The organism is Nocardioides sp. JCM 18999 (genome assembly GCF_055391175.1).
The window spans coordinates 2,935,825-2,948,445 of sequence record NZ_AP043887.1 but is presented as its reverse complement, the minus strand read 5'-3'; the positions used below and the strand labels follow the sequence as shown (position 1 = coordinate 2,948,445).

At 70.4% G+C, this 12,621-nt stretch carries 16 protein-coding genes; 4 read left to right on the top strand and 12 right to left on the bottom strand.

The genetic code is table 11. The annotated features are described in order from the left end of the window. Nucleotide 1: 1 nt before the first annotated feature. The 8 genes from ACZ5J1_RS14595 to ACZ5J1_RS14560 form a co-directional block, all read right to left on the bottom strand. Nucleotides 2-394: a flagellar basal body rod protein FlgC gene (locus tag ACZ5J1_RS14595; protein WP_464560034.1), complete on the bottom strand. Its 393-nt coding sequence runs from the start codon at nt 392-394 to the stop codon at nt 2-4. Next, the gene (gene flgB, locus ACZ5J1_RS14590) at nt 394-759 is read right to left on the bottom strand and encodes a flagellar basal body rod protein FlgB (RefSeq protein ID WP_464560032.1); all 366 of its coding nucleotides are present in this window, start codon (nt 757-759) and stop codon (nt 394-396) included. Before flgB ends, ACZ5J1_RS14595 begins: the two co-directional genes overlap by 1 nt. Nucleotides 760-928: 169 nt before the next feature. Further along, nucleotides 929-2,005: a glycosyltransferase family 2 protein gene (locus tag ACZ5J1_RS14585; protein WP_464560030.1), complete on the bottom strand. Its 1,077-nt coding sequence runs from the start codon at nt 2,003-2,005 to the stop codon at nt 929-931. Nucleotides 2,006-2,019: 14 nt separating this feature from the next. Beyond that, entirely contained in the window at nt 2,020-2,502 is a 483-nt protein-coding gene (locus tag ACZ5J1_RS14580; protein WP_464560028.1) for a hypothetical protein, read from the bottom strand. Between the two features lie 49 nt (nt 2,503-2,551). Further along, a complete protein-coding gene (locus ACZ5J1_RS14575; RefSeq protein WP_464560026.1) occupies nt 2,552-2,914 on the bottom strand; it encodes a response regulator in 363 nt (120 codons plus the stop codon). Nucleotides 2,915-2,930: 16 nt separating this feature from the next. After that, nucleotides 2,931-3,398 (bottom strand): chemotaxis protein CheX, encoded by a 468-nt coding sequence (locus tag ACZ5J1_RS14570; protein WP_464560024.1) that lies wholly within the window; start codon nt 3,396-3,398, stop codon nt 2,931-2,933. Continuing rightward, nucleotides 3,398-3,799: a response regulator gene (locus ACZ5J1_RS14565; protein WP_464560022.1), complete on the bottom strand. Its 402-nt coding sequence runs from the start codon at nt 3,797-3,799 to the stop codon at nt 3,398-3,400. The genes ACZ5J1_RS14570 and ACZ5J1_RS14565 overlap by 1 nt, the downstream gene beginning before the upstream one ends. Nucleotides 3,800-3,867: 68 nt before the next feature. Then, nucleotides 3,868-4,761: a CheR family methyltransferase gene (locus ACZ5J1_RS14560; RefSeq protein ID WP_464560020.1), complete on the bottom strand. Its 894-nt coding sequence runs from the start codon at nt 4,759-4,761 to the stop codon at nt 3,868-3,870. A 63-nt stretch (nt 4,762-4,824) separates the two neighbouring features. On the opposite strand from ACZ5J1_RS14560, the gene ACZ5J1_RS14555 reads away from it, so the two are divergent. Further along, nucleotides 4,825-5,883: a protein-glutamate methylesterase/protein-glutamine glutaminase gene (locus tag ACZ5J1_RS14555; RefSeq protein WP_464560018.1), complete on the top strand. Its 1,059-nt coding sequence runs from the start codon at nt 4,825-4,827 to the stop codon at nt 5,881-5,883. Between the two features lie 142 nt (nt 5,884-6,025). Then, the gene (locus ACZ5J1_RS14550; protein WP_464560016.1) at nt 6,026-6,898 is read left to right on the top strand and encodes a sigma-70 family RNA polymerase sigma factor; all 873 of its coding nucleotides are present in this window, start codon (nt 6,026-6,028) and stop codon (nt 6,896-6,898) included. 68 nt (nt 6,899-6,966) lie between these two features. Here ACZ5J1_RS14550 and ACZ5J1_RS14545 read toward each other — a convergent pair whose 3' ends face one another. Next, a complete protein-coding gene (locus ACZ5J1_RS14545; protein WP_464560014.1) occupies nt 6,967-7,902 on the bottom strand; it encodes a GNAT family N-acetyltransferase in 936 nt (311 codons plus the stop codon). 28 nt (nt 7,903-7,930) lie between these two features. Between ACZ5J1_RS14545 and ACZ5J1_RS14540 the strand changes: the two genes are divergently transcribed. Both ACZ5J1_RS14540 and ACZ5J1_RS14535 read left to right on the top strand, forming a co-directional pair. After that, on the top strand, nt 7,931-8,350 hold the full coding sequence (locus ACZ5J1_RS14540; RefSeq protein ID WP_464560012.1) for a sugar 3,4-ketoisomerase: 420 nt from the start codon (nt 7,931-7,933) through the stop codon (nt 8,348-8,350). Beyond that, complete coding sequence (locus ACZ5J1_RS14535) at nt 8,347-9,474, top strand: DegT/DnrJ/EryC1/StrS family aminotransferase (RefSeq protein WP_464560010.1); 1,128 nt, start codon at nt 8,347-8,349, stop codon at nt 9,472-9,474. The genes ACZ5J1_RS14540 and ACZ5J1_RS14535 overlap by 4 nt, the downstream gene beginning before the upstream one ends. An 82-nt stretch (nt 9,475-9,556) precedes the next feature. Here ACZ5J1_RS14535 and ACZ5J1_RS14530 read toward each other — a convergent pair whose 3' ends face one another. From ACZ5J1_RS14530 to ACZ5J1_RS14520, 3 genes are read right to left on the bottom strand one after another with little or no spacing between them, the layout of a single operon-like run. Continuing rightward, nucleotides 9,557-10,918 carry a hypothetical protein gene (locus ACZ5J1_RS14530; protein WP_464560008.1) on the bottom strand — a complete coding sequence of 454 codons (1,362 nt, stop codon included), beginning with the start codon at nt 10,916-10,918 and terminating at the stop codon, nt 9,557-9,559. Next, nucleotides 10,915-11,655: a class I SAM-dependent methyltransferase gene (locus ACZ5J1_RS14525; RefSeq protein WP_464560006.1), complete on the bottom strand. Its 741-nt coding sequence runs from the start codon at nt 11,653-11,655 to the stop codon at nt 10,915-10,917. The genes ACZ5J1_RS14530 and ACZ5J1_RS14525 overlap by 4 nt, the downstream gene beginning before the upstream one ends. Then, nucleotides 11,652-12,611 carry a hypothetical protein gene (locus ACZ5J1_RS14520; protein WP_464560004.1) on the bottom strand — a complete coding sequence of 320 codons (960 nt, stop codon included), beginning with the start codon at nt 12,609-12,611 and terminating at the stop codon, nt 11,652-11,654. Before ACZ5J1_RS14520 ends, ACZ5J1_RS14525 begins: the two co-directional genes overlap by 4 nt. Nucleotides 12,612-12,621 lie beyond the last annotated feature (10 nt).

Below are 12,621 nucleotides of genomic sequence, written 5' to 3'. Positions count from 1 at the left end.
GTTACTTGGCTCCGATCGAGAGGGCCGCGCTGTAGTCGTCCTGGGCGATCTTGGTCACCTGGACCGAGGACTGGTAGCCGCGCTGGGCCATGATCAGCTGGCTCATCTGGGACGCCATGTCGATGTCGGGGGCGCGGACGTAGCCGTCGGCGTCGGCGAGCGGGCTGTCGGGGCTGTGCACCACCCGGCCCTCGGCCGAGCTGGCAGCGAAGCCCGCGACGTCGACACCGCCGTCAGGGCGGGAGCTGAAGACCGGGAACTTCGCCCGGTAGGCCTCGGCGCTGGTCGGGGTGACCGTGTTGACGTTGGCGATGTTGTCGGCCAGCGCGTCGAGCCAGACCTGGTGCGCACCCATCGCGGTGTTGGCGATCGCCAGGGAGTCGAAGGCACCCATCACGCACCACCGGTCGCGGTCTTGAGCAGGGAGAACTGGTCGGTCAACGCGCGGCTCACCATCTGGTAGGTGTACTGGGTCTGGACCGCAGCCATCGTCTCCTTGCGGAGGTCGACGTTGTTGTCGTTGGCACCCACGGGCGTCTCGGTCGGCGTGGAGGTCGCCACCACGCGGGAGCTGGACGGGTCGAACTCCCCGCCGGCGATCGCCTTCTTGAGCGAGTCCTCGAACTCGACCGACCGGGCGCGAAAGCCAGGGGTGTCGATGTTGGCGATGTTGTCGGCGACGACGTTCTGTCGCAGCGACAATCCGTTCAGCGCCGTGTGCAGCGTGAGGCTGACGGCGTCGGTCACACCAAAGGACACGAGTCCCCCTCCGAATGAGGCGAGGTGAGGCGGTCCGATGGTGCTGGATCCGCCTGACATGGGTGCCGGTCCTTCGGCGACAGGGGTGAGCTATCCGTGCTCACTGTCGCCATTCGGCACCGCTCGGCCTCACCTGAGGGGCCGAACGTCCCGATCTTGGGAGCAGGGCTCAGCGGCGCAGGTCGGCGGCGAGCTCGGAGTAGCGCTGGGCCTGGGAGCTGCGGCCCATCGCCTCGTAGAGCGCGGCCAGGTTGTGCGCGGCCAGGTGGGATCCGCGCCCGGCTACGGCACCGACCAGGTCGGGCGCCTCACCGATCTCGAGGCAGCGCAACCAGGAGGTCTCGATCACAGGGAGGATCTCCGCGGTGGTCTCGGGGTGGGACAGGCCGTGGGTGAGCAACAGGTCGCCGAGGCAGAAGTGGAAGTCGGGCGACATCGACCAGCGCGGCATCTCGACCTCGGCCAGCTCCAGCGCCTCGGCGCTCCGTCCGGCCTGGCCCAGGGTGAACAGCATCCGCACCACCACGTCGTGCCGGGCCGGCGCGGTCGCCGGCAGCAGCGACAGCGCTGCCCGGTAGGAGTCGGCGGCTTCGGCGTACTCGGCCTCGGACGTGGCATCGGACTCCAGGGCCCGGCCGAGCTGGAGCACCAGGTAGGCGTCGTCGGGGTGCTCGGCGAGCTCGGCCCGCAGGAGCGCCGCGTTGCGGCCCCGCTTGGTCTCGACCACGGTGGGGGAGTAGCCGTCGTGGCCGACCTCGATCCGGGTGTGCCGCACGGGCCCGTCCCAGACCGGCTGCTCGTGGATCCGGCCCGCCCACCGCACGCCAGCGGGCAGCAGCCGCGGGATCCGGCCGCGGGTGGTGGTCTCGCCGACCTCTCCGGACATGGTCCGGGTCCCGATCGTGGAGACGACGTCGACCTCGCCCACGAACGGCTCCCCCTCCAGCCGTACGGCGGCCAGCGCCGCGGCCGCCCGGGGGAGCAGCCACTCGTCGGCGTCGAGCATCAGCACCCAGTCGGTGCTGGTGTGCTCGAGGGCGATGTTGCGGGCGGCGGCGAAGTCGTCGCGCCACGGCGCGTGCACCACGGTGGCGCCGTACTCCTGCGCGATCGCGACGGTGCCGTCGACCGACCCGGTGTCGACCACCACGATCTCGTCGACCAGGTCACGGGCGGAGGCGAGGCACCGGGCAAGGCAGCGTTCCTCGTCCCGGACGATCATCGCCAGCGCGATCGTGGAGCTCATCCCGGCGAGCGGTCTCAGGCGACCATGACGACGGCGACCTGACCGGTGCCGTAGCCGGCGATCTCCACGCTGAGGTCCTCGCGGCGACCCAGCGTCAACGCCTGGGCGCGGACCATCGGGTCCAGGGCGAGCCCGGCGGGGTGGAGCTGGTGCAGGCGCAGGTGCTCGGCGCCGCCCTCGTTGAACATCGACGCCGCGACGTTGAGCACCTCGTAGAGGTTCTCGGCGAGGGTCTCGTCCAAGGTGCCCTCCTCGACCGCGGCCTCGGCACCACCCGGCGGGACCAGCGCCAGTGCGGCGCCGACGTACGCGGAGAACTTCAGGTCGCACGCGATCAGGCTGGTGATCCGCAGGCTGTCGTCGACGTACACCGCGATCGAGGCCGGCTGCCTCGGCCCGGGAGCGAACGGCGTCGTCGGGGTGAGGACGACGTCGCGACCGAGCAGACCGGTCAGGAGATCGCGGACCTGCTTGGGGGAGGGCAGATGACTGGGCATCGGGGTGTTCCTTCGTGCGAACGTGCGGTGAAACGTGGGGTGAGACGGGTCAGACGAGGACGGCGCGGAGGTGCTCGTCGAACGTCTCAGGGGTGAACGGCTTCGCGATCAGGAAGAGCGCACCGGAGGCGGCAGCGCGGGCGCGCATGTCGTCGGAGCCCTCGGAGGTGACGAAACCGAACTTCACCTGGTTGCCGCTGGAGCGCAGCGCGTTGAGGCAGTCGATGCCGTTCATCTCGGGCATGTTCCAGTCCGACAGCACCAGGTCGGGCTGCTCGGAGCCGACCTTCTCCAGGCAGTCGCGACCGTTCTCGGCCTCGACGATGTCGTGGCCGCCGTGGCCGGCCTGACGGAGGGTGCGGATGACGATCTGGCGCATCACTTTGCTGTCGTCGGCGACGATGATCTTCATGGCGTGGTGCTTCCTTTCACAGTGCCGGAACGACGTGGACGCTGACCCGGACCGGTTCGCGGGTCCAGACGCCGTCGAAACGTGACACCTCGAACGCCCCGTTGGGGTGGGCCGCCCGACCGGCGGCGACCGCCGGCAGGGAGAGCACGCTGGGGCCGGGCATCAGGGACTTGATGTTGCCGCCGATCATGTTGACCAGCTCACCGACCGCGTCGGCGACGTCGCCGTCGGCGGCCTGCTCGGCCTCGTCGAGGCCGAGCATGATCGCGGTCAGGGAGTCGGCCAGGGCCGCGGACAGCTCCACGGTGACGGTGCCCTCCCAGCCTCCGGTGATGGAGACGGCGGCCGACCACACGGAGTCGGCCGAGAACGGCTCACCGGCTTCGACATAGGTGGGCAGCAGCGGCTGGTCCTCACCCAGGAAGCTGGTCCAGACCTGGTCGATGACCGCGGCGACGTCAGTTTGTTCGGGTGCGAGTGTCATCACGCGACCCCCTTCTCCAGCAGGCCCAGGAGCTCGAACTTCTCCACGATGGCGTCGGGTGTGAACGGCTTGATCACGTATTCGTGGGCACCGGCGGCGAGGGCCTTGACGATCTGGCCCTGCTCGGACTCGGTCGTCACCATCATCAGCGTCATCTTGCGCCACTCCGGGTTGGAGCGGACCCGCTGGATGAACGTGTAGCCGTCCATCACGGGCATGTTCCAGTCGATCAGGCAGATGTCCGGGATCGGACCGCCGGCAGCGGAGGTGGACTCGAGCTGGTCCAGCGCCTCCTGGCCGTGCCCGGCCTCGGCGGCCTCGAACTCGAGCCCGGTGACGATGCGACGCAGGATCGAGCGCATCGCCCGGGAGTCGTCGATGATCATGGCGCGGCGGCTCATCGGGCTGCCACCTCCTCGAGGGGACGCCGCGGCTGGGGGACGCGGAGGTCGGGGTAGTCAGGCACGGTTCAAGCTCCGATCGTGGTGCGAGCTGGTGCAGGGGCGGTCAGGGTGCCGGTCAGCCGGGTGACGGGGGAGACCCCGAAGGCGCTGCGGTGGGCCTGGACCCGTCCGAGGGACTCGGTGCGCCACAGCTTCGAGACCTGCTCGGGCATGTCGATCGTGGTCTCGGTCGAGCCCAGCAGCAGGTAGCCGTCGTCGGCCAGGTGGGTGTGGATCCGGCGGAGGATGTCGTACTTCACCGTCGGCTCGAAGTAGATCAGCACGTTGCGCAGCAGGATCAGGTCGAAGTGGCCGACCCCGGTGAACGGCTCGGCGAGGTTGATCTCCTTGGCGCGCACCATCGAGCGCAGCTTCGGGACCACCTCCCACTCCGAACCCACGCGGGTGAAGTACTTGATCAGGCTGGTCGCGGGCAGGCCACGGTTCATCTCGACCTGGCTGTACCGACCGGCGTTGACCCGCGCCACCATGGCCGCCGACACGTCGGTGGCGGTGATCTCGGCGGTCCACCCGGCCGGGAGGTGCTGGTCGAGCAGCATCGCGATCGAGTACGCCTCCTGGCCGCTGGAGCAGGCGGCCGACCAGATCCGCAGGTGCCGGCTCGCGGCCCGCGAGGCCAGCAGGTCGGGGAGCATGTGCTCGGTGAAGACCTGGTAGGGAGCCTGATCGCGGTACCAGCTGGTCTCGTTGATCGTGAGGGCGTCGACGGCCTTGCGCTGCTCGATCGGATCGATCGTGGTGCGGCGGATGTAGGCGTCGACGTCGTTACCGAAGCCTGCCGCCGCAGCGAGCGGCAACAGGCGGGCCTCGACGAGGTAGTCCTTCGCCTCGTCGTAATAGACCATCGCTGTCTCCCGGCGCACGAGCGCCGAGATGAGCTGGAAACTGGTCGCCGACATCGTCACGGGCTGTTGATCGGAATCACTCATCATGTTCTGAGCGAAAGCGCCGATGGGGCCTGCGTGATTCGAGTTCTGATCGTCGACGACTCCGCCCTGATCCGCAGGCTGATCGCCTCGGCGTTGTTGGAGGCCACCGACATCGAGATCGTCGGCAAGGCCCGCGACGGTCTCGAGGCGGTCGCGATGGTCGACGAGCTCCTGCCCGACGTGGTGACCCTTGACATCGAGATGCCCCACCTCGACGGCCTCGGGGCGCTGGAGCAGATCCGGGAGAAGCACCCGCGGATGCCGGTGATCATGTTCTCGACCCTGACCGCCCGAGGCGCCGCCGCCACCCTGGAGGCCCTCTCCCGCGGGGCGTCGGACTACGTCACCAAGCCGTCCAACACCGGATCGGTGGCCGAGGGCCTCGCCTCCGTGCGCGACCAGCTGGTCCCGCGGATCCGGGCGCTCGCCGGGATGCGGCTGCTGGCTCCGACACCGCGCCCCCGACGTACGGCTCCGGTGGCGACCGGCGCCCGGCGCAGCTCCGGTCCGCCGGAGGTGCTGCTGATCGGCTGCTCGACCGGTGGTCCCGACGCGCTCGCCACGGTCCTGGCCGGTCTGCCGGCATCGCTGCCGGTGCCGGTCCTCGTCGTCCAGCACATGCCTCCGGTGTTCACCGCGATGCTCGCCCAACGGCTGGACAAGCTGTCGGCGCTGACCGTGCGTGAAGCGGTCGACGGCGACGTGCCGAGCCCCGGCACCGTCCTGATCGCGCCCGGCGACTTCCACATGGCGGTCGTGAACCGGGCCGGCGGTCCGCGGATCCAGCTGAACCAGGGTCCGCAGGAGAACTTCTGTCGTCCGGCGGTCGACGTCCTCTTCCGGACCGCCTGCCAGGCGTACGGCGGCCGCGCGGTCGTGGCGGTCCTGACCGGGATGGGTCAGGACGGACTGGAGGGGACCCGCCCCCTGGCTGAGGCCGGGGCGCCGATCATCGTGCAGGACCAGGACAGCTCCGTGGTGTGGGGGATGCCGGGCGCGGTCGCGATGGCCGGCCTGGCCGACGACGTGCTGCCGCTGAGCGCGGTCCCGGGACGACTGGTCGAGGCCTGCGGTCTCGCCGTCCGGCGATGAGGGACCGTTCACCGTGAATTCACCGTCTGATGGCCGATCGACTCGGGACCAGTTGGGACCGAGGTCCCGATTACCTGGGCAATTGGTCGGTTCCTTCGCCAAAACCTTCCGCGACCCGGGTCCGATGGGCAAGGTACACAGCGTGACCGAGCACCTTCCCCTTGGCGACGAGCGCGCCACCGAAGAGCTGATTACCAGCACGATGCCGCTGGTGGGCCACATCGTCCGCGAGACGATGGGGCGTGTGCCTTCGCACGTCAGCCGCGATGATCTGACCTCGGCCGGTCTCACTGCTCTGGTGCAGGCGGCCCAGGCCTACGACGCCGAACGTGGCGTCCCGTTCGAGCGGTACGCCGCGACCCGGATCCGGGGCGCGATCCTCGACGAGCTGCGCAGCGTCGACTGGGCCTCCCGGTCGGTGCGCCGTCGCGCTCGTGACCTCGAGGAGATGCGCTCCCGGCTGGCCAGCACCCTGGGTCGGACGCCCACGGTCGCGGAGGTCGCCTCGTCGCTCGGGATGACCGTCGACGAGGTCGCTGCCAACGACGAGGACGTCAGCCGCGCCCAGGTGCTCTCGCTGCAGGGTTCGGCCACGGCCTCCCTGGACGAGCTGATCCCGACGCGCGCCCCCAGCCCGGAGGCCCTGGTCGAGCACCAGGAGAAGCTCACCTACCTGATGGAGGCGATCGAGGAGCTGCCCGAGCGGCTCCGGGTGGTCGTCCACGACTACTTCTTCGCCGAGCGCCCGATGGCCGAGATCGCCGCCGAGCTCGGCGTGACCGACTCCCGGATCTCCCAGATGCGCGCCGAGGCACTCGTGCTGCTGCGCGATGCGCTCAACACCGCGCTGGAGCCGTCTCTCGTCCAGTCGACCGGCAAGGCCGGCGGCTGTGCGAACCGACGCCGCGAGGCCTACTTCGCCGCAGTCGCCGCCCGTCACGCGGACGGCGCTCGCCGCAGCGTCGACGCGAACCTCGGTTTCGGTGTCGCCAGCGCGCTCGACGCGACTGGCTGAACGTCCCGCCAAGCGACAGGGGCCGCCCGGATCATCCGGGCGGCCCCTGTCGGCGTCGGCGGTGCCGGCTACAGGTCCCGGACCAGCTGGAGCCTGACCTCCGCGGTGGCGCCCAGTCCACGCTTGAACCGGGCCAGCCCGAAGTTGAGCTCCTGCGCGCCGGGCTCCCCGGGCTCGCTCGAGGTTCCGATGTCGAGGGTGGAGACGCCCCGGCCGACGGCCCACCGGGTCACCTCGTGGGCGAGGGCGGGCATCGGCGGTTCACCCTCCCAGGCGGGGTCGTCACCCCAGCTGATGATCGAGGTCGCGTCCCGGGAGATCTCGTAGGTGAGGGCGCCCGCCACGACCCGGTCCTCCATCGTCAGGGTGTGGAACACGATCGCCGGGGCGAGCTCCCGCTGCGCCTCGAGCAGGTAGTCCAGGCTCAGCGGCATCGGCCGCCCCTTCACCTCACGGTTGGCCTTCATGACCGCGTAGCCGGCCCGGAGCTCCTCGGGGGTCGGCGTCGAGGTGAAGTGGTACCCGAGCGAGCGCAGCTTCCGCACACGGTTCATCACGACCTTGCGGGGCAGGGCCGCGGCGTCGTCGTCGGACGAGACCCCGCGCAGGTCGATCGACTGGTTGAGCTCGGTCCGGTGCAGGGTGAAGCCGTTGTTCAGCAGGAAGAACTGCACCATCCCCTGCAGGGTGCCGTGGCTGGCCGGGGGCAGCTTGACCACGAGCCGTCGGGCGCCGGTGGCGGCGGCAGCGGCGACGGTCTGGGTGATGGTGGCCGCGACGTCCTCGGCCGTGGCCGCCGGGTCGACGAGGTCGAAGCCGCCGAAGGGTGCTGAGTAGCCGTTGACCAGGTCGCCGTCGTCCATCACCGCGGTCAGGCCGCCGATCAGCCGGTCCTGCTCGTCACGGGCCTCGAAGCGGTGAATGCGCGTCGCATCGGTATTAAGTTCCAGGAACCCCCGCCGATTGAAGAGTGTGCGCCAGACATCCGCAGAGTTCTCCGTCATACGCCCATTCTCCGGCAGGGTGGACACGATGCGTGACACCCCCATGTCGCGTGTGCAGGTTCTCGAGCTGCCGATCGTCCACGACGACCGCGGCAACCTGACCTCGATCGAGGCTGACGAGCACGTGCCGTTCGGGATCAAGCGGGTCTACTACCTGTACGACGTCCCGGGCGGCTCCGAGCGGGGCGCGCACGCCCACAAGGACCTCCACCAGGTCGTGATCGCGATGTCGGGAAGCTTCGACATCCACCTCGACGACGGCCACGAGAAGCGCACGTTCCACCTCAACCGGTCCTACCACGGGCTCTACATCCCGCCGTTGGTCTGGCGCTCGATCGACAACTTCTCCTCGGGCTCGGTCCTCATGGTGCTGGCGTCGGAGAAGTTCACCGAGGACGACTACTTCCGGTCCTACGACGAGTTCATGGCCGAGGTGTGGAAGCGGTGACCTCCGCCCCTTCCCCGGAGGTCCCCTTCCTCGATCTCGCCGCTCTGCACGCACCGCTGCGCCGGGACCTGGACGCCGCGATCGCCCGGGTGATCGACCGCAGCAGCTACGTCCTCGGCGCCGAGGTCGACGCGTTCGAGACGGAGTTCGCCGCGTTCGTCGGCACCGGGCAGTGCGTCGCCGTCGCCAACGGCCTCGACGCCATCACCATCGCCCTGCGTGCCCTCGGCGTCGGGCCCGGTGACGAGGTGGTCGTCCCGGGGCAGACCTTCGTCGCGACCTGGCTGGCCGTGACGGCCGCCGGCGCCACCCCGGTCCCGGCCGACGTCTCCCCGCTGACCGGGCAGATCGACCCCGACGCCGTCGCCGCTGCGATCACCGAGCGCACCGCCGCGATCATCGCCGTGCACCTCTTCGGCACGATGGCCCCGATGCGCGCCCTGCGTCACCTCGCCACCCGGCACCGTCTCGCCCTGGTCGAGGACGCTGCCCAGGCCCATGGCGCCTCCCTCGACGGGATCCCGGCGGGACGCTGGGGTGACGCCGCGGCGTTCAGCTTCTACCCCGGCAAGAACCTGGGCGCGCTGGGCGACGCCGGCGCACTGGTCACCCCGCACGCCGACGTCGCCGACCGGGCCCGCCTGCTGCGCAACTACGGCTCGGCGGTGCGGTACCAGCACGAGATGCAGGGGACGAACTCCCGGATGGACGAGCTGCAGGCCGCGGTGCTGCGGGTCAAGCTGCCGCTGGTCGAGTCCTGGAACGTCCGCCGACGGGCGATCGCCGATCGCTACGAGGAGGCGCTCACGGGCCGGGTGGAGCTGGCGCACCAGCCCGTCGGCTCGGTCCCCGCTCGTCACCTCTTCCCGGTGCTGGTCGCGGACCGGGAGGAGTTCCGGGACGTGCTCACCGCACGCGGCGTCCACACGCTGTCGCACTACCCGGTGCTGCCGTCGCTCTCCGGTGCCTACCTCGAGACCCATGCCGCGTGGTCGCTCCCCGCGAGCGCGCGGTGGGCGGCCGAGGAGGTCAGCCTCCCGATGGACCCGACCCTCTCCGAGGACCAGGTCGACCGGGTGATCGAGGCCGTCCGGTCGGCGGTGCCGGAGCTGGCCCCGGTCTAGCCGCACCGCGAGCTCGCCCTCACGCAGAAGGATCCCGGCCCACCGTGGGCCGGGATCCTTCCGCGTTCGGGGCGGGGCGGCCTCAGCCGAGGAGCACCTCGGCCGCGCCGAGTCCCTGCAGGATGTGGTCGTTGATCGACGAGGACCCGAAGCCCAGCGCGCCGCCGAGGACGTGGGCGTTGCCGTGACCCTCGATGCCCGACTGGGCCTTGAGGAAGGACTCGTAGTTCGCCGGGCTCGCCAGGACGAGGCCCTGGAAGGACTTGATCGCCAGCACCTCGGGACGCGCACCCGGCCGGATCACGCCCATCTGCTCGAGCTCGGCCAGGGCCGCGGGGGCGTCCTCCTCCTCGGTGTCGTGGTGGAGCTCGACCGTGAGCAGGACCTTGCCGGGCAGGTGCGGGCCCGGCGCCGTGACCCGGGCGATCCGCAGGGCGGGGTCCAGGACGTGGATCAGGGACGGGACGAAGAGCACGTCCTCGGCGGGGAGCTCGGCCCAGCACACGACGGTGCGGGCCGTGGTCGGGGTCCAGGACTGTCCGCGCGCGGCGAAGTACGAGGCCGGCGAGACCGCGATCACGGGGGAGGGGTCGGTGACCGGGTCGATGTTCGCGAAGGTGCAGGTGACCTCCCCGGACGGCTCGATGTCGACCGCGCGCAGGCCGCCGGCCTCGACGACCGTCACGCCCCGGGCCTTCATCCGCTCGACGAGCAGGCCGACGAAGGCGGCGACGCCACCGGGGACGCTCTCCAGCGGCCGGTGCGGGGTGAACGAGAGCGGCTCGCCCAGGGCTGCCTGGTGGATGGTGCTCGGCCACAGCAGCGGCGCCCACACCTTGCGGGTGTAGGTGGCGAGGATGCCGTCGGTGCCGACCTCGGTGATCTTGCGGACGAACGGCTCGATCAGGGCGTCGTGGAAGGTCTGACCGTGGCTGCGCAGCGAGGCCTCACGCAGGGTGAGGTGCTCGCGATCGGCCTCGGGCACCGAGTCGATCCACCCCCGGGCCGGCAGGGCCGCGGTCTCCTCGACGATGGCGCGGAGCTGCTCGGGGGTGACGAGCTCGGCGATCCGGGTGAGGTCGACCGAGTAGTAGAAGTCCTTGCTCAGCGTCCCGTTGGACCAGGCGTGCTGCTCGGACTGGACGTGGAGGAGGTCCCCGGCCAGCTCGTCGGCCCAGGCGCGGGCGTGCGGCAGGAACGGGCGCAGGTCGCCCGAGGCGGCGTCGTACTCGCTCAGCGGGCTGGCCTCGCCGACCCCTTCCAGGTCGAACTCCAGGACGCGGATGCCGACGTCGGTGACCCGGCCGTCGACCGGGACCCCGGCGAAGCCGGCGCCGAGCGGGCCGCCGGTCGCGTACAGCGTGACGGAGTGGCCGGCGCCCGCGAGGGCGTCGGCGGTGACGAGCGCCGACAGGGTGGTGCCGACGACGGTGAAGTGGCTCATGCGGACCTCAAGGAGAAGTAGTTGATGCTGCTGTGCTGGGGGAAGTACTGGGCGACGGCGATGAAGCCCTCGATCGTCGCGTCGGAGAGCGTGTCCATCTGGGCGTTGGTGAGGGGCTTCATCAGGAGGCCCTCCTGGACGTCGACCTCCAGGCCGACGGAGGCGGTCAGCTCGCGGACCTCGTCGATGCTCCACATCGTCGTCGCGAGCAGGTCGCGCCCGCGGGCGCCGAGGTCGCGCGTGTCCTCGATCAGGCCCATCTCCAACGCCACGAGGCGGTGGAGCGAGTCGGGATTGGGCAGCGTCAGGTGCAGACGACCTCCCGGGGCGAGCCAGCCGCGCGCCAGACGGAGCACGCGCAGCGGGTCGTCGAGCTCCTGCAGCACGTTGGTCAGCAGGATGTGCTCGAAGCCCTGCTCCGGAAGCTCCAGGTCCTCGAAGGCGGAGCGGGCGAACTCGACGCCCGGGACGCCTCGCGAGCGTGCGGCCTCGAGGTACGGCGGGGCGTGGTCGACGGCGAGCCAGGACGCTGCGCTGGTCGCTGAGAGGATGGTGCTGAACATCAGGCCCTTGGCGCAACCGAGCTCGAGGACGCGGTCCTCGGACCCGATCTCCCGGGCGATCCGGCGCGCCGTGGCCAGCGTGTACCACCGGTCGAAGTCGTGATCGGGGTCGTAGCGGTCCTCGTACCAGACGGTCGCGTCGGTCGTCGTGTCGTTCGTCGTGTGCGTGGTCATCGTGCGGCGTGCTCCTGTTCGATGAACGAGTCCCAGACCGCGTCGAACTCGGCGATGGCTGAGGTGTCGGTGAGGCAGAGCAGCATCGCCTCGCGGAGCTCGGTGAAGGCGGGGTCGCCGGGGTAGAGCTGGTCGATCGTCTGCACGACGGTCTGCACCACGATCCCTGCCTCCTCCGGGGGGAGGTGACCGGCGCGGTAGGACGCGATCGCCAGCGCGGCCCAGGCAGCGATCCCCATCTTGAACTGGTGGGAACCCTGGGACTGCGTGATCTGGCCGGCTCCCATCCGGAAGCCGCCGTGCTTCGCGGGCAGGTAGCCGAGCCGGCCGTGGAGCGCGTTCATCAGGAGCGACGCCACGTCCTCCAGGCCGCGGAAGGAGACACCCTCGTACAGCCCGTCGACGTAGTGCGCGATCCCGGCCCGGGTGAAGACGGTGTTGGACATCTCGCCCAGCCAGTTGTCGCGCCAACCCACGACCGAGCGCACCAGCCCGGCCGGCTCGAGCATGAGGACGGCGGCCTCGGCCTGGGCGACCTGCTGCGGCACGGTCGCCTCCATCAGGGGCAACCCCTGCTCGGTGCAGATCCAGCGCGCGCTCACCGAGGCGGTCAGGTCGTTGCCGGTGATCGCGTTGGCGTGGTCGCGGTAGAAGCTCGGGAAGATCAGGTCGTCGTCCATCAGCACGTGGACGAGCTCGGTGCGCCCGCCCCAACGCTCGATCGCGTGCAGCATGTTGGCGCGGGCGCCGCGGCGTGGGCCGGGGACGACCTCGACCTCGATGCCCTCGAAGAAGCCACGGACGGCGGGGTCCTCCCACAGCTTCAGGAACTCGCCGGTCGGGGTGTCGTCGGAGACGATCACCAGGCTCGGCTTGAGGATCTGGTGCTCGATCATGAAGGCGAGCTCGGCGAAGTACTGCGGCTTGAAGGCCGGTACGAGGGTGGCGATGGTCATCGGTGACTCC